Consider the following 16,943-nt stretch of genomic DNA (forward strand, 5'->3'; position numbering starts at 1 on the left):
GAGATTAGGCTCACGGATTTGGAGCTGAGGGGAGACGGGAAGTCTCCCCTTTTTTTTGTGACCGCCCTTGGTCCAGAGGTCCCCATTCTTGGGGGATTCTTATTGTGAGAGTGTCCAGCGAGTGGTTCACTGAAGCGGGGGTAGACCTGATTCATGGCGAAGGACACCGAAGATCCCAACAAAAAAGACTATTTGAACAAGATCACGGCCGCTGAGCGGGCGGAACTTCTTGGTTCTGTGGCGGCTATGCCGGGACTGGAAGTGGACGTGGCCTTGACCAACGGGGATCATTTCAAAGCCAAGTGTGGTCCACTCAAAGGCTCCATCGTCGAAATCAGTGCCAGTGTCGTTCCCGAGGGGACGGTGCCTGGATCGGTTGGTGTTTCCTTTGTCCTAAATCTGAGTAAATATTTAGTTAAGTCCTCTCTTCAATGGACGGAACAGGGGCGATGGTTTTTGGATTTGCGTGGGGATTTTTATTTGGTGCAGAGGCGAAAGAACTTTCGCGTTGATGTGCCTATCCACATTGTTCCAAAAGTTGCCCTTCGCCAGATCAACCGACCAGAAAAAGAGATTCTCGCTCGTATGTTGAACATCAGCTTAGGGGGGTGCTTTCTCGAGATTGAAGGCAGCTCCCAGGCCTTACAACAAGAAGCCCAGATTCAAGTCACCATGACTGTGGAAGGCGGCAAGGTGGTACCTCTCAATGCTGTCGTCAGGCGTGTCACTCGCGCTCCTGAAGATCCCAAGAAGTATCGACTGGGTGTTGAGTTTGGAAAACTCAACAGCTTTGAAGAGTCACGAGTCAACGAAGTGGTGATGAAGTGCTATCGCCTCACCAATCGCTTTGGTGCCCGCCTCAAAAATAGCTAATCATTCAATATAACGCACGAAGACGGCCCAGGTCCTTTTTTGGTTGTGTCATCCATTAGAAAATCTCATACTTTTGCCTGAATACATAACAGACTTTAGTCTCAAGGAGGATTTTCACCATGGAATGGATGAAGCTTAGGCTCATCCTGGGTGTGCTTCTGCTTTCCGTTTTTGCGGCGGGCGGTGTGCAAGCTCAGGACTCAGACGACCTTTCAGAGATGACCCTCTCTGATCTTCTTAACCTTAACGTACAGTCTGCTTCCAAAAAGGTGGAACCTTTGAGTGAAGCCCCAGTGCCCATCACTGTGATCACCAAAGAAATGATCCAGGCCGCCGGTGTACGCAATGTGCACGAAGCGGTTATCATGTTTGTGCCGGGTTATACGGATGTGGAAGACCGCAATGAGCTGAACTTTGCTCCGCGGGGGATTTACGCCAGCTCTCAGCAAAAAGTGCTGATCATGGTGAATGGTCACCGCATCAACTCCCGCTCTTATCTGACCGCCATGCCCGACTACGGAATTGCCCTGCACAATGTGGAGCGCATCGAGGTTCTGCGTGGACCTGGATCGTCGTTATACGGAAACGTGGCCTTGGCCGGGGTGATCAACTTGATCACCCAAAAAGGTAAAGACCTGGCAGGCAAGAGCACCATGGAAGTGGCTGGCGGTAACCATGGCCAGCGTCGTCTGCGCTTCTTAACTGGAGACGGTGGCGACAACTGGGACATGTTGGCTTGGGGCCAGTACTACCGTGCCGCCGGTGAAATTTATGAGTTGGATGGGAATGAGAAGTACAACACCGGCAAAACCGGCGAGATCCGCATTGATGGAGTCGATGAGCAGCCTTCGCACGATGTGGGGATGACCTATAAATCAGGCAAGATGACTCTTTTCGCTGCTTCTCGCCGCAGCCAATGGATTGAGCCCTACGGCAGCGGCAACAATCCATACGACTATGAATCCTACCGCGTGTTTGACGAAGCGGGTCCGGGATTGGGAATCACCCATCGTCATGTCGGTTTGACCTATGAAGACGAGGCCGGGGATGGCTGGAATTGGTCGGTCAATCCGTACGCAGATACGGCGACGATCAGCGGTATTCTCGCCACCAATACTGGCGGTGGGTCTTCGATTCACTGGCAGGAAGAAGACATTGGATTGGTCGCTCAGGTCAACAAAGACTATGAAGCCGCCGGTGGAACTGGAACATTCCTGGCGGGAATCCAGGTCGATGCTTTTGAGCTGACGGACTCAGTGCTGGTTGGCTATTCAGGACACGATTATTCAACTATCGACACCACCGCCACGCAGCTGTTGGGAACGGGTTCGGAAGCCATTTACTCGGCTTTCTTTCAAGCTAAGCATCGCTTTAGCGATCAATTCATTCTCAATGCCGGCGCTCGTTATGACCTGAAAAACCGCAAGACTCTGGATAACACCACCAACTTGAGCCCTCGTCTGGCCCTGATTTACCTGCCGGATGACACTTGGGAATACAAGTTGTCCTATTCTCAGTCTTTCGTGGATGCGCCCTATTGGTACCGCTACACCACCTTATCAACCTTCGCTGGAGCCGAAAGCTTGGAGCCGGAACTGTTGGATGCCATTCAGCTTCAGGTAGTTTGGAAATCCAGCGACAAGCGATTCCGTAACGCCACCACCATTTACCACCAAAATGGTAAAGACTTGGTGAGCCGTCAGCCAGTTGGTCCTCCTTTTTACACCAATACAGGTAAGCTGACCAGCATTGGTCTTGAGAACGAGTTTGGTTGGGTGGAGAATAAGTACCAAACATTCTTCAACTTCCAATACTACAAGGCTCAGGATGATGAGGAGTACTTCCGTTCGGACGACAAGTTCGATCACGTACCTCAGCTCACAGCCAATGTGATTTTTAACTACTGGTTTAACAAAGATCTGATGATGAACCTCACTCTTCAGCACGTGGGCTCTCAGATCTTTGATGACGGTAGCAACAATGATGTGGACGTGGATGCAGCCACCACCTTTAACTTAGGTGTGCGCTGGAACGACATCTGGAACGGCATGTATCTGGATGCTCGTGGCTACAATATAACTGATGCCGAACGTTATCAGGGTGGGCAGAATAATACCCAGATTCCGTTTCGGCAGGCGGGGGCTTGGTATATGGCCACCGTCGGCATGAACTTCTAATTCGATTGATGAAAAGGGTCCGTCTACGTCGTTGTCGGGCCCTTTTCTCACTCCGACGTACCACTCAGGTACGCCTCCATTCGAAAAGAACCCTCCGCCTCGTATTCGAACCCTTTTGATCAATCTCACACGGCAGTAAGATCGATACTTGTCCGCCTTGCATCTGGACCCTTTTGATCAATCTCACACGGCAGTAAGATCAATGCTTCTCTGCCTAGCATCCAAGTCTTTTTGATTGGCCAAATGAGATTCGCCAACTACCCATCCGCCTGAAGCGAGTCGGTTTAATTGTGAGTCCGCAAAACCTGGGGTCGCCTTTGGCGGTGAGGGAGGGCCGGGTGACGAGCCATTCCCGTAAATCCGAATCCTCCGCCGTCGCGCAAGGGCGTATCCGAACTGCGGCAGCAATGCTGACGCAGTCCGAAGACGCGCCTGCGGCCGAAAGGCGCGTGAGGATTTGCGGAGAATGGTCGGCAACGGACCGACATCACGGACAAAGGATTTTGCGGACTCACTATTAAGTGGACGGTCTTTTTCATTGGCCAACTCAAAGAAGGTGCTTCTGGTAGTGGTTACTTGAAGAGGTCCATGTATTGGGAATAGCCCGCTTCGGTGAGTTTCTCTTTGGGGATAAACTTGAGAGAGGCCGAGTTGATGCAGTAGCGGAGGCCGGTGGGCGGGGGGCCATCGTCAAAGACGTGGCCCAAGTGGCTGTCGCCCATCTTTGACCGCACTTCTGTGCGCACCATAAAGAGCTTACGGTCCTTTTTCTCCACAATGTTAGTTTCGACAATGGGTTTGGTAAAGCTGGGCCAGCCAGTGCCGGATTTGTATTTATCTTTAGAGCTGAACAAGGGCTCTCCCGAGACTATGTCCACATAGATGCCTTCGGCTTTGTTGTCCCAAAACTCATTTTTAAAAGGGGGCTCGGTACCCTCTTCCTGGGTCACCTTAAACTGCATGGGGGACAACTGTTTTTTAAGGTCAGCTTTAGAGGGTTTTGTCCAGTTCTGTGTGGGCATCTTGGCGGTCTCCATTTTGGTCGCAGCTTTGGTTTTGTCCGCTTTCCATGCGAGGTTCAAAAACTGATCCCTTCCCGAGCCGTTGCGGTAGAACTTGTAACGAATGGGATTTTTTTTGTAATAGTCCTGATGGTAGTCTTCGGCCGGGTAAAAGGTGTCGGCCATGACGATTTCTGTGAGAATCGGTTTTTTGAACTGACCCGAAGCGGCCAAGTCTTTCTTGGATTTTTCCGCCGCCTGTTTTTGTTCTTCATCCAAAGGATAGATTCCTGATCGATACTGGCTGCCACGGTCGACAAATTGTCCTCCGGAATCAGTGGGATCAATTTGTCGCCAAAAGATCTCCAGCAGTCTCTCGTAACTGACTTTATTGGCATCATATTCAATGATCACGGCTTCGGTGTGTCCCGTGCCGCCTGATGAGACCTGTTCATAACTGGGGTTTTTGATCTTTCCCCCGATGTAGCCAGAGATTACCTTTTGCACTCCTGGCTCTTTTTCAAAGGGCGGCTCCATACACCAAAAGCAACCGCCGGCAAAAATAGCTTTCTTAAGCACAGGCTTATCTCCTCCCAGGCTGGGTAGGGCAAAGGCTAGCAGGAATGCAATATTTGATAAACCAATTAGATATTTGGACTTCATTGGGACCTCGTTGTTTCCTTATACCGGGCGCCATCGGGGGCCCTTTGATTGTAATACGGGCCTGGAACCAAAAGGTTTCAATGTGCCAAAATGAGATTCGGCCCCCTTACCTAGGGCCGGGGCCGCGACCGTCGTAGGGCTAGAACTGCCAGCAGGAAACTGGATTCCAGGCCCTGGTCGCGTTGTGGCACTAGTGGCCACAGAGTATTCTAAAGGTGGATCATTCTATAACAAGGATATGGTGGCTATGTTCGGGCGCCTTTCGCGTATGTCAATGCACAAGAAAACAACCCTCCTATTGTTTATTGGGGCCATTGGCTTCGCACTCTACTTTTTCCACTCCAACTCAGTGGCCTACCAAAACCGCGCAATGCTCACCGAGGTGGTGGAGCACCACCTGCCATTTTTGAGTCGCCTGTCGTCTCTTGAGTCCGGTGTTGTGGCGGTTCGTGATGACCTCTACGAAGCAGCTATGAAACAAAATACTGATGCACTAGGGAAGCTGGAAACCTCACATCGCCAAGCCTTGGATAGGTTTAATGCCCTTAGCTCAGAGGATTCAGAAGTTAAGGGTGATCTAAGACGACTGACGGAAAATTTTGAAACCACTTTTTCAGCAGGATATGAACTGGTCCAGGCCTACGTGGTAGGCATGGAAGATCCGGCGGCCACACAGGACAAGATGCGGGGACATTTGACAGGGCTACTTGATATCTCTCGGGAGGTGGATCGCATCCAAAAGGGCTACGAACGCCACATGAAGGGCGCTGTTGAAGGAGTCAATCGCAGCAATGAAAATGCCATGGTCTCAGGCCTGGTATTGATGGGTGTCGCCTCAGCGGTCGGCGTATTATTGATTTTGGTGATGTTTAAGATCAATCGGGCTCTTAACGAAGCTAATGGAAATCTTTATGAGGCTTCGAGGCGGATGCATCGTATTTGTGACGAGACCCAGGTTTCTTCGGACCAGCTGAAGAGTAGCTCCATCCGCCAGGCCCACTCGGCCACGGAAACCGCCCACAGCATGGAAGAAATCAAAAAGTTGCTGGATCGTACCTACCAGATCACCAATCAGGCCAGTCAGATTTCTGAAGAGAGTTATTCCGAGGCCAATAAGGGTCGAGGTGTGATCGACGATCTGCGCATCTCCATGAGTGATATTGAAGCCGCCTACAAGGACTTGGAAGAGGTTAATGAGGTCGTGCGGCAGATTCACGAAAAGACCCGGGTGATTAACGACATCGTGTTCAAGACTCAGCTGTTGTCATTCAACGCCAATATCGAAGCTGCAAGAGCCGGGCAACTGGGGCGAGGATTCGCCGTGGTCGCCACTGAGGTGGGCAACCTGGCCGATCTGAGCGGAAAAGCCGCAGAGGAAATCGAGGGTCTGTTGGACACCAGTGCCCGAAGGGTGGCCCAGGCCATTGACCAGACCCGGACTCGTATCGAAAGAGCCCAGGAGATGTCCAATCGCTGTGAGGGTGTTTTTCAAAACCTGATTGGCCGCTCGGGGGAAATCCGCAATATGGTGGGCAATATCACCACGGCCTCCAGTGAACAGGCCAAGGGCGTGGATCAGGTGGTCAAGGCCATGGTTGATCTCAATCAATCTGCAGCCGAGACCGAAAACCTGGCTCAGAGCATGACTCACCTGGCGGATCAACTCAAACAACAATCGGAGTCCTTGTCCTTTAGTGTGGGATCGCTGAATCAGTTGGTGAAGGGCGAAGGCGAATTGGCGGTGGCCCAATTCAGTGGCGATCAGGATGATGATGGCGACGGGGGCACGGGCCCTGCCGGCGGCGGTTGGTCAGGTGGATCTGATATGATGCATGGGGATAGTCGCTCTGCCTAAGGCTTTTCTTTTTGGGGCGGATGATCGACAATGGTGGTGGATCTTGAGGAGTGAAGTCGTGGTAATGAGACAAATTGTGGTAGCGGTTTGCTGTCTCTTTCTGTGGGCACCTTTCTCACATGCGGATGACTCCAAAAAGCTAATCATGGCTTCCATGAAAGGGGATCTCTCCACCGTAAAGTCCCTGGTTTCAGGTGGAGTGGATGTGAACTCGGCAACTGATAAGGGACTCACTCCTTTGATGATGGCATCTCTAAAGGGCAGTGTGGAAGTGGTGGAGTTTTTGTTGGGGAACCAGGCTGAGGTGGACAAAAAAGACGCGACTGGCATGACCGCCTTGATGGCTGCCTCAAAGCAAGGGCACCTGCCTGTGGTTAAGATTTTGGTGGAAAAAGGAGCGTCGCTGGATTCCTCAAGTAGCCAAGGCTTAACAGCCCTGTGTTTGGCTGCGATGGATGGACGTTTGAACGTAGTGAAGTATTTGGTCTCCAAAAATGCCAACGTCAATGCCAAGGATTCAGCAGGCATGACTCCTCTTGGATTTGCCAATGCCGGATCTCATCGTGATGTGGCTTCCTTCCTCTCGGCCAATGGGGCAAAGTAGTATTTCCTCTGTGCGCCCCTCCCTTTCAAAAGGATCTCCAATTGTTTTTGCCCTGCTAGCTGTGATTCAGCTTGGCTGCCAGCATTTGGGCAGTGGGGTCCAAGCTCCGCTCTGCGCGAATCTGGACGACAAGCTGACTCACCAATGGCTTAAGTATGAGCAGGCTTCTGCCTACGTGGCGGATCACTATGCCCAAGAGACCCCGGAACTGATTGAAAGAGCTGATTGGGAAGATCGCTTGATAGCCCATCCCGGTTGCCAGCTGTCTGACAAAGAGCTGCAGCAGTTGCGTGATCGGCAGGAGGCTAGAGTGGCCGAGAGTCGGATTAGGGCGGCAAAGCTTTCCCGTTTTGATCTTGATCGAGTCCGTCAGCAATCGAAATTGGTTCAGCGCCTTTGTCGAGAAATTCCCAAAGGGGGGCTGTTGCACATTCACCCCTCTGGGACGGTGACCGTGGACCTCCTCAGGGAGGTCCTTCAAAAGCACAACCCCATCGTCGATGGGCAGGATCTTATTCAGAGGGTAGGTGGACTCACTTTGTACCCTGAAGAAAGGGCGTTCTTGCAAAAGTGGCCAAAGGGCAGGCGATTTAAGTCAGCGCCTAGGGCTGATCAAGAAAAACTTCTTAATCTGTTTGTATTGTCAGAGAAGCCAGCTTCACATCCTTTTACCCGTTTTGACGTGGTCTTTGTGCTTCTTGATTGGCTGGAAGAAGTGGTGGGCAAACAGAAGTTTGACCTAATGGTTTATGAAGATTTTTTGGCAAGGGCCAAAAAGGCTGGTGTTTCCTATGTGGAGTTTACCCGCAGCACAGGCTCACGCCCGAACTTTGCTCAGGTCTATCCTCCGCTTCATCAGGCATTCATGCAAAAGTTTGGGATTGATGTGAGGTGGAATGGCGCTTTTGCCCGCACGAGATCGGCCGAAAAAAACCGCAAGCGACTGAAGGCACTTTGGGATCACGCCAAGGAAAATGGCGGGGGAGAGGTTCTGTTAGGTGTCGATATTCTAGGTAATGAGACCGAGACTCCCTTTCTTGAAAATGGCCAGGTGATCTACGGTCCGGTCCTGGCGGCTAAAAGAGGAAAACTTAAGGAGCAGGTTCTCCCCCTGCAGATGACGGCTCATGCCGGAGAGCTGGGAGATCCGCGCAATGTGCGAGACGCCATCATCTTTGGCGCCAAACGGATTGGCCATGGTGTGTTGTTGCTAAATGATCCCGTGACACTGGAGTGGGCGAAGCAAAACTCGATTGCCATTGAAAATAGCCAGATCAGTAATTGGAAGCTGGGTGCCGTGGATAGAGACCAAATGCATCCTTTTTTGCGCTTCCTGCGGCTGGGTTTGCGGGTGAGTTTGTCCACCGATGATGAGGGGATTTTCGTCAGCTCCATCATTGATGAATGTGTAAATGCGGTTGAAAAAACTGATATCACTTATTTTGAACTTCGTCAGCTATGGTTCAATTCATTGACAGAGGCCTTTGTAAATGAAGAAGTAAAGTCCCGGCTTCTTGATCAGCTTGAAAAACAACTATCCGATTTTGAGCTACGAGCCACCGCCTATCTCCCCGTTCGCCCCCCTCTTGATCAGAAGTGATCAATCTCCCCGCGAGTGCGATATATATAGACAAAGCAGTCACTGTTTCAATGTGAGATAAATCTGTATTCCTGGCGACTTGTCCGCCTACTCACTGGGAGGCATTCTTGCATCGGTAATGCCTTAAGGGTGAAGCCAGGAGGAAATGTTTCATGGGTGGGATTGTCAACCGATGGGCGGTGGCGACCGTCTGCTGTCTGATTTTTGTATTATCATTTCAAAACTGTGGGGGTGAGTTTTCCCCTAAGAAGATCAATTCCATTCAGGGCTCCAGTGGAGGCAATAACAATCAGTTGCCACCTTTAAGAACTGAAAAACTCATTTTTTCTGAATTCCGCGAGTGCCGAAACCGCTCTGGCCCCGAGGGTTTGGTTCTGTGCTTGAGCCAAATGGGTGTGCGTCCCCCGAGTCTGACTCAAAATCTGGTCGATCAATGTGTGGGCGTGGCCGGACCTGGTGAATTTGAATTAGCCATGTGCATGACCCAGGCAGGAGTTCCGGTGCATGGTTATCGCCTGCCCAAACAGGCCGACGTGGACAATTGTATCGAGCGTGTGGGTATTGACGGTTTGGCCAACTGCCTGGAGAGATGGGGAGTATTGTGGGAAGGACTGACTCAAGCCGACTTGAGCGCCTGCCACACCAATGTGGGTCCGGAAAATATCGAAAGGTGTCTGCGCGCCAATGGGCATATTCCTGAGAAAAAATTCATCTCTCAGCGAGAGGTCAACATTTGTGACGCGGTCGAAGGTCAGGCGAGGCTGGCCAGCTGTTTGGACGATTCCGGCATCCTCCCTAATGGAGTGGATCAGACTGTCATTGCCGGCTGTATCGGTGCCGTGGGAAAAGGCAACATTGTGAAATGCCTGCGCCGCAGTGGTCATGTCCCCTTGTTTATGAGTCCTCTTCATGTTGGTCGCTGTGTCGAGGAGGTGGGCGTGGACAATTTGGCAGACTGTTTGGATTTGAATGGCCTTTTGGAAAGTGGAGTGGCCAAGGCATCGATCAACTCCTGTTTGAACTCAGTTCCTTTTACCAGCCTTGTGGCTTGCTTGCGAATCCGTGGAGAGTTGCCCGCGGTTATAACTCAACCAGAGATTGCCTTTTGTGATTCAGTTGGCGGTGAGGCGAATGTGGTCAATTGCGTGGCAGCGAGCGGGGCACTCCCTCCTGGCTTGGATCAGGTGCAGTACGAAACTTGTAAAACAGCAGTGGGTCTTGAGAATATCACCAAGTGCTTTCGCAACCGGGGGTTCTTAAGCCGGGCGGTCATGCAGCCTGACGTCAATAGCTGTGTCCAGTTTGAGGGCGAAACGGCCCCCGAAGTGACGGCCTGCTTGAATCGAGAAGGATTGTTGCCGTCCACAGTAACCGAATCAGTGGTCAGTGCCTGTATCACCAATGTGACGGTGGGCAGCCTTGCCAATTGTTTGCGCCTGCAAGGGCACACATCCCAGGTTCTGCTCCAAGAGCAAATTACGGGCTGTTTTCAGCATAAGGGGCAAGCCGGAGTGGCCACCTGCCTAGGAGCTCATGGTGTTTTACCTGCTCCCGTCAATCAAACCGAAATTGATTCGTGCGTGGCTGCCGCCGGACCGGGTAAGGTGGCTGCCTGTTTAGCCGACCGCGGACATCTGCCGCTAATTCCCACTCAGGCCCAATTCCAGGGTTGTTCCACCCAAGGTGACCAGGCGTGGATCGCCACTTGTTTGGAGGAGAGTGGCATTAAACCTTTTAAGGTAGGGAGAACTGAAATCGACAATTGTATTACAACTAATGGATTGGCAGGTGTCGAAGCCTGTTTGCGCGCAGGCAATCTCATAGCTACGACCTACTCGGATTTGGTGGCTACGGGGGGTGTATTTTCAAAGAACTGTTTCGGTTGTCATGGACCCACCGAACAAAGAGGTGGGCAAAGATTGGACCAGTATGACTCAGCCATCTTGCGGGTGACCCCGGGGGACCCATCCAAATCATTGATCTACAATCGCATCAATGCTGGCGAAATGCCTCCCACAGGGCCGATTAGCGCTGATGAGATCAAACAGGTGAAGATCTGGATTTTAGACGGCGCTCAGAATAACTGAAGGCTCACGTTACTATTCTGCAAAAGAAGTGGACCCGTAGGTTTCGAATTCAATGTCCTCAGGCCACTCATTTGGGCCCATTCCGGCCTTGAGTTTGAGGTGATAAAGGAACTCCTTGGGGTCAGGCAGGCTTTCCCATACAGCAGGCAAAAAAGTGGCGCGCCGTGAGCCCGAAGTGAGAATGAGTCCATCAATGCCCGGGCGTATCTTGCTTAGTAGGTCTTCTTCATTCTCCACAGGCAAGGGTTGTGGTGGGCTGAGGACAGAAATTTCAATCTTAAGATGAGCCAGTTCAGCGGCTTTTAGCTGAGAAAAACGTGGATCATGAAAGGCCGCGGCTTGGGCGTTTTCCCACACATCAACTGCCAAAGGTCGATAGGCTTGAAGGCTGCCAATGCAACCTCGGAGTTGATCATCAATTCTGAGAGTCACGAAGCTCGCACCTGAAGTTTGGAGAACAAGAGACTGATCTTCGATTTCAATTTCAGATATTCCGCCATCCAGACGGTTCTGAATGGCCTGGCGGGCGAGTTTTAACAGCCGAGACCTGTCTTCCTGACTCAGTATTTGTTCACTCATGGTAGAGAAGTGCTCCATAGCCAACCACCCGGTCTTTGTCTCCGGCCGTGTCTCCTGAATTTCGTAGATCAAGGAGCTCTGGTTTCCAACCCATTTTTTGAGCGTATTTCATCAGCCCCTTGAGAGGATAGGCCCCGCAGGCACGGTTGGGCTCAATGACATCACTTTGGAACTTCAAAATTGCTGAAACAGTTTCTTGATCAACACTTTGAGCGAGCCGATAAGACAGATAGTGACTGAGGTCTGTACTCACCACGATAAGGCTGTCCTTGTCAGTCACAAGTTCCAGCGCTTGGCAGATTTGCTCCGGTGATGCATGACCCACGACCAGAGGCAAAATCTGAAAATCCTGCCCAAGGATGGTTTGCAAAAAGGGGAGCTGCACTTCCAGGCTGTGCTCGAAGGCATGGGCTTCATCCGACAGTTCCACGAATTCCAGAGATCCCAGGGTTTTCGCAGCTTGATGATCAATGGCAACGCTGCCCAGGGGAGTCAAAAAAGAACTTGCACTTGGTAAGGCCATACTACGAACAGGAACCCGGTGGGAGGGGCCAAGAAGGATCACTCGTGAGGGTGTCGATCCAAGGGCGGTTAAACTCTGATAGGCCTGGGCCGCGATTGGTCCAGAGTAGATGTAACCTGCATGGGGAACAACTAGGGCCTTAGCCTGCCATTGTACCTCGGCGGCAAGTCCCATAAATTCTTGAATTTGAGCTCTGATCAGCTCAGGTGAGGAAGGATAAAAAGCCCCGGCGACAGCCGGCTGTCTTACGTGTTCCATTAATAACAATCTGTGCACGAAAGGGGTGCGGGTCAAGTCATCTTGCCAAATGAAATTCAGGTCCCATAATGTTCCTATGAGTAAGACCACAGTGAAAGGTGAATTTTGGCATCGCATGGAGGACGGAAGGATCCAATGTGATCTGTGTCCGCGTCACTGCCAAATGAAAGAAGGCCAAAGAGGCCTTTGCTATGTCAGGGCCCACCAGGACCAACAGATGGTCCTGATCACCTACGGTCTTTCCAGTGGCTACTGCGTCGACCCTATCGAAAAAAAACCTCTCAATCACTTTTTGCCAGGTACCCCTGTGTTGTCCTTTGGCACAGCTGGCTGTAATCTCACCTGCAAATTCTGTCAGAATTGGGATATATCGAAATCGAGAGAGATGCAGACATTGAGTGATTCTGCTCCGCCAGAATTGATTGCCCGGGCGGCGGAAAACCTTGGCTGTCGCTCTATCGCTTTTACTTATAACGATCCGGTCATTTTTTATGAATACGCTCGTGACGTCGCTATTGCCTGCCACCAGCGGGAACTCAAAACAGTTGCTGTGACGGCCGGCTATATAACGGATCAAGCTCGTCCGGACTTTTTTCGCCATATGGATGCGGCCAATGTGGATCTTAAGGGATTTAGCGAGGAGTTTTACCACCGACTCTGTGGCGGGCATTTGCAACCGGTTTTGGATACACTTGAATACCTCAAGAAAGAGACGAAGGTATGGCTGGAAATCACTGTTTTGTTGATCCCTGGAGAAAATGACAGCCAGGGTGAGTTGGAAAATATGACTCAGTGGATTTATGAAAAACTGGGGCCAGAGACCCCTGTGCATTTCAGCGCCTTTCACCCTGATTATAAGCTGCGTGACAAGGAGAGAACGGCTCTTGAGACACTCGTTCGCGCCCGGCAAACGGCGATGCGGGCAGGCCTACATTTTGTTTACACCGGCAATGTACACTTTGTTGAAGGCGACACGACATTCTGCCCTCAGTGCCGCGAGGCTGTGATTGTGAGAGACTGGTATAATCTCCTCGATTACCAATTGGCTGGCAGCAATTGTAAGAAGTGTGGATGTCAGATTTCTGGTGTCTATGAACAGTCTCCAGGGAACTGGGGGTCCAGACGGCTCCCTGTGCGTTTGGCTGACTTTGCCTAAAAAAAGGTGAGTGATTTGGCCCCTTTTCAGACTGTAACAAGCTGAGCTTATGGGTCCACTTGATTTTTTTAATTTCCATTTTTCGGGTGAGTTGCGGTAAGTTTACGACCATCATCCCAGAGCCTTTAAGCCAATGGGAAGGAGGAGTTCACATGACCCTCATTTTGATTTCAGCACTTCTGGCCACGACTTTGCTTTCGCTATATTCCACCTTTCATTGGTCCCCTGAATTCGCTTTAGAAAGCCATCCGCCCTCGGGCAGATGAGTCCCCGCTCCACATAAATGTCCCTTTGATTGTTGTTGTTTTGACCTTCCAGTCCGGAAAATGGACTGGTTTGTTTCCCCACAAGGAGGTTCACGTGTTTTCAGTAAACTACAAAGGAATGGAACCGAAGGACTTGGTTCGCGACGAAATGACGAAGAGCCTGGAATGGCTCGAAGGAAGTTTGCCCAGAGGTGCTGACATTCATCTGTCTGTTGAGCCCAAGGGGAGAAAACGGCAGTATGGCCTGACTCTCTCAGTGCGAACTCTCAAACACCGTCTGGTCGCCCATGCCAATGGAGGCAATCTGATGAGTCTGATGAAGTCCTTGAAGAAGCAAATCGATCGGCAACGCCGGCGTATTCAGGATCGAAGGGTCGACCGGCGACGCTGGAAGAAAGACCTTTACCCCAGTTGGTAGAGGTTTGCTCGGGCTGGCCCTTCTTTTGGGGGAGGGAGGAGGGCAGTCCTTGCCAATGGAGGGATAATTGATTACTGTCGATCCCAGACCTCTCCTTTTGGTAATGAACTTGAATTGAAGTGGTAACGCGGGTCGATGAGAAAGATTGACGATTTAAAGCAGCAGTATAAGGACCTCAAGCGCCACGCCGAAGATCTAAAGAATCAAATCAATGAGATACGCCACGGTCACATCCACATCCCGTCCCTAAATATTGATTATGACGTCCCGGATGAAATTCGCTCCACTCACCATTGGTTGAATCGAATATACATATGGGTGGGAGCCTCCCTATTGGGGGTGGCGGCCATTGTCTTCGCCACCCTTTCAGATGAGGCGGCGGGTATTTTTTATAGACTGTATGAGCGCTATAATTGGGCTCCTTTTGTTGTTACGCCCCTGGGCTTGGTGGGCCTACGCTATTTGGTAACGCGCTATTTTCCCGCAGCGGAGGGCTCAGGTATCCCTCAGGTGATTGCGGCTCTACAGCCAGACTGTGCGAATGCCGATAAAATCCTCAACTTTAAGCAGGGGGTGGGAAAGATTGTCGGTACTGTCATGGGGCTCCTGTGCGGGGCTAGCATTGGTCGTGAGGGTCCGACGGTGCAATTGGGTGCCATTATCTTGAAAAGCTTTGGGCGTTATTTGAGGGCTCCAGTCTTGTATTCTCCGCGATCCCTGATTTTGGCTGGTGGAGCGGCTGGTGTGTCTGCGGCCTTTAATACGCCGATAGCGGGAATTGTTTTTGCTATCGAGGAGTTGGGAAGGTCATTTTATGAGAAGGAAACATCGGTTCTTCTCATGGCCATTGTGGTTTCGGGTTTGACGGCCTTGTCGATTAGTGGACAATACTTTTACTTTGGTGTGGCGGCAGCTAGCCTAAGTGGATTTGGTCTTCTCTACGCGGCTCCGGTCGGACTCGTTGGGGGCGCCCTCGGCGGTCTTTTTAGTTTGGCTGTTGTGCGGGGGACGGCAAAAATGTCTTCCCTTGCTGGGCGAAAGGCATGGATCTGGACTCTTGTGCTTGCCGTTCTTATTGCGGCAATTGGGTTTTTCACAGATGGGTCGACCTTTGGTACGGGCTATGAGGAGGCTCGTCATCTGTTGGGGCATCCTTCGGGTTTTTCCGTGTTTCCCTTTGCCAAGATACTAGCTACGTTACTCTCCTATTTTTTGGGTATTCCCGGTGGTATTTTTTCACCCACTTTGTCGATCGGTGCCGGCATTGGCTCCATTATGGCCCATCTGTTCGACACTCCCTTTTACCAGGCTTTTGTCCTGCTTGGGATGGTGAGCTTTTTTGCGGGCGTGATTCGTTCACCGATAACCGCGGTGATCATTGTCTCCGAGATGACTCATAACCATAGCCTCCTCTTTCCTTTGCTTTTGGCATCTCTTGCCTCTTATGGAACTTCCATGTTGATTCAAAGAGAGTCCCTCTATATGGCTTTGGCCCGACGCTATTTATGAGAGTCGTTCCGAGGCGTCCAAATTTGTGAGAAGGGCTTGGCCTTTTGTTCTGATCGAGATTGAATAAAGATATGGGGCAAAGGATAGCATGGGCCATTCTCGCAGGTGTTTTTCTATTGGGGTGTTCCGGCCCCTATGAGTGGAGTCCGCAAGAGAGACGTTTTTTTGAAGCTCTATCCACGCCCTATCGAAACTGGTCAGAAACCACCTATGGTCTAACGCCGAACCCATACGAAAGAACCTTGCTCAAGACCTACAAACCGAGGGTTTTCATTAGCCCGCGGGGCATAGGGCCGGTTGATTTTTATGAGGATTATCTTCCACAGACGGAATTGGTGGATCATACGGGGAAGGTGGCCAGTCGCCGAGTGAATCGCATGCTCCTAAAGGCTTTTGAGAGGAGCCCTGGGTTTAGTCTGAGGTTTCGGGGGCCGAGCCCCGTCTGTATTGGCGAGGCCTGCCGCAACAAGAGAACAAGGGGTTATGGACAAGTGTACTATGGGGACGTGGATTTGGGTGAAGGAGTCGTTCTTCATTATCAAGTCCTCAAATACAATTTTGTCTTTCCCTATAGCGGCCTCCCTGCACGATTGAGTCGTGCGCAGGAATGGTTGAGTGGCGTGGTGGGGGACCCCAAACATTGGCATGATCTGGATTTGCATGGAGCTATTCATGTGTTTGTGGAGGGGAGTGGAGGCGAGCCTTTTATGGTACTCTTGGCTCAGCACAATCATTTTCGTACCTATCTCGTAGGTTCGGATATTATGTGGTCGCCGGAGGCAGGGTTGCGTATCTGCTTTGCTGAGAGATCCAATGAGCCCTATCCCTGCCCACTGAAGCAAGCAACAAGAAATGTTCCTGCTGCGGCAACTCCCGACCATGTGGATTTTTTATTTGGCAAAGGTGACGGGGGTGGAGGGTTATTTACCGGGCATGACCTAGTGGTTGGTGAGGCTGGCGGAGCCACTCCCATTGACTACGACCTCGCCTATCTCCCGAGCGAAGACCCCCTTTACACGGCTTGGATTCCATTGGGAGGCAGGCGGGGGTTGGGGCCCCTGCGTTTTTTTCAGTCCGGGCCTCCTGGAATGAATTTCAAATTTAATCCTAAACTAAAAACTTATTTTGATATTGCCCAGTTTTTTTCATTTGTCCCGGGGGACAGGGTGGCCTTGCGCTTGGCCAAGGAGCAGTCCGCATCCATGTTTTCTGAGGACTATGATTTTATGCCTCTTTATCGCTGGAATGGGCGTGCCTTGAGATCCAGCCTCAAGGAGAGGTTTTTTTCAGGCTATAGTCCGAGCCGGTGATTTTTTCTTGATCTCCGCTATGAAGGGCCTAGGCCGGGCTAACACTCTGCCCTAGACCATGACA

13 protein-coding genes are annotated in these 16,943 nt (G+C 51.2%); 10 read left to right on the top strand and 3 right to left on the bottom strand.

Annotated features, from left to right (window positions below):
• The first annotated feature begins 153 nt into the window (after nucleotides 1-153).
• Both H6624_02950 and H6624_02955 read left to right on the top strand, forming a co-directional pair.
• Nucleotides 154-873 (top strand): PilZ domain-containing protein, encoded by a 720-nt coding sequence (locus tag H6624_02950; protein MCB9083271.1) that lies wholly within the window; start codon nucleotides 154-156, stop codon nucleotides 871-873.
• Between the two features lie 119 nt (nucleotides 874-992).
• Nucleotides 993-3,050, top strand: coding sequence for a TonB-dependent receptor (locus H6624_02955; protein ID MCB9083272.1), 2,058 nt, complete (start codon nucleotides 993-995; stop codon nucleotides 3,048-3,050).
• A 572-nt stretch (nucleotides 3,051-3,622) separates the two neighbouring features.
• Here H6624_02955 and msrA read toward each other — a convergent pair.
• Nucleotides 3,623-4,714 (bottom strand): peptide-methionine (S)-S-oxide reductase MsrA, encoded by a 1,092-nt coding sequence (gene msrA, locus H6624_02960; GenBank protein MCB9083273.1) that lies wholly within the window; start codon nucleotides 4,712-4,714, stop codon nucleotides 3,623-3,625.
• A gap of 193 nt (nucleotides 4,715-4,907) precedes the next feature.
• Between msrA and H6624_02965 the strand changes: the two genes are divergently transcribed.
• The 4 genes from H6624_02965 to H6624_02980 all read left to right on the top strand — a co-directional run bounded on the left by H6624_02965 (nucleotide 4,908) and on the right by H6624_02980 (nucleotide 10,860).
• Nucleotides 4,908-6,569, top strand: a complete 1,662-nt coding sequence (locus H6624_02965; GenBank protein MCB9083274.1) for a hypothetical protein — start codon at nucleotides 4,908-4,910, stop codon at nucleotides 6,567-6,569.
• Nucleotides 6,570-6,714: 145 nt separating this feature from the next.
• The gene (locus tag H6624_02970; protein ID MCB9083275.1) at nucleotides 6,715-7,173 is read left to right on the top strand and encodes an ankyrin repeat domain-containing protein; all 459 of its coding nucleotides are present in this window, start codon (nucleotides 6,715-6,717) and stop codon (nucleotides 7,171-7,173) included.
• Nucleotides 7,118-8,773 (top strand): hypothetical protein, encoded by a 1,656-nt coding sequence (locus tag H6624_02975; GenBank protein ID MCB9083276.1) that lies wholly within the window; start codon nucleotides 7,118-7,120, stop codon nucleotides 8,771-8,773. The genes H6624_02970 and H6624_02975 overlap by 56 nt, the downstream gene beginning before the upstream one ends.
• Nucleotides 8,774-8,925: 152 nt before the next feature.
• A complete protein-coding gene (locus tag H6624_02980; protein ID MCB9083277.1) occupies nucleotides 8,926-10,860 on the top strand; it encodes a hypothetical protein in 1,935 nt (644 codons plus the stop codon).
• 12 nt (nucleotides 10,861-10,872) lie between these two features.
• Here the strand turns inward: H6624_02980 and amrA are convergent, their stop codons facing one another.
• Entirely contained in the window at nucleotides 10,873-11,439 is a 567-nt protein-coding gene (amrA, locus tag H6624_02985) for an AmmeMemoRadiSam system protein A (protein ID MCB9083278.1), read from the bottom strand.
• Nucleotides 11,432-12,220: an AmmeMemoRadiSam system protein B gene (gene amrB / locus H6624_02990; protein MCB9083279.1), complete on the bottom strand. Its 789-nt coding sequence runs from the start codon at nucleotides 12,218-12,220 to the stop codon at nucleotides 11,432-11,434. Before amrB ends, amrA begins: the two co-directional genes overlap by 8 nt.
• 76 nt (nucleotides 12,221-12,296) lie before the next feature.
• Between amrB and amrS the strand changes: the two genes are divergently transcribed.
• From amrS to H6624_03010, 4 genes are all read left to right on the top strand, one after another.
• The gene (gene amrS / locus H6624_02995) at nucleotides 12,297-13,376 is read left to right on the top strand and encodes an AmmeMemoRadiSam system radical SAM enzyme (protein MCB9083280.1); all 1,080 of its coding nucleotides are present in this window, start codon (nucleotides 12,297-12,299) and stop codon (nucleotides 13,374-13,376) included.
• A gap of 360 nt (nucleotides 13,377-13,736) precedes the next feature.
• Entirely contained in the window at nucleotides 13,737-14,060 is a 324-nt protein-coding gene (locus H6624_03000) for a hypothetical protein (GenBank protein ID MCB9083281.1), read from the top strand.
• A gap of 135 nt (nucleotides 14,061-14,195) precedes the next feature.
• Nucleotides 14,196-15,569 carry a chloride channel protein gene (locus tag H6624_03005; GenBank protein ID MCB9083282.1) on the top strand — a complete coding sequence of 458 codons (1,374 nt, stop codon included), beginning with the start codon at nucleotides 14,196-14,198 and terminating at the stop codon, nucleotides 15,567-15,569.
• 71 nt (nucleotides 15,570-15,640) lie between these two features.
• Nucleotides 15,641-16,879 carry a hypothetical protein gene (locus H6624_03010; GenBank protein MCB9083283.1) on the top strand — a complete coding sequence of 413 codons (1,239 nt, stop codon included), beginning with the start codon at nucleotides 15,641-15,643 and terminating at the stop codon, nucleotides 16,877-16,879.
• Nucleotides 16,880-16,943: the final 64 nt, after the last annotated feature.

The sequence above is a fragment of the Pseudobdellovibrionaceae bacterium genome, assembly GCA_020635075.1.
Lineage (GTDB): Bacteria > Bdellovibrionota > Bdellovibrionia > Bdellovibrionales > UBA1609 > JADZEO01.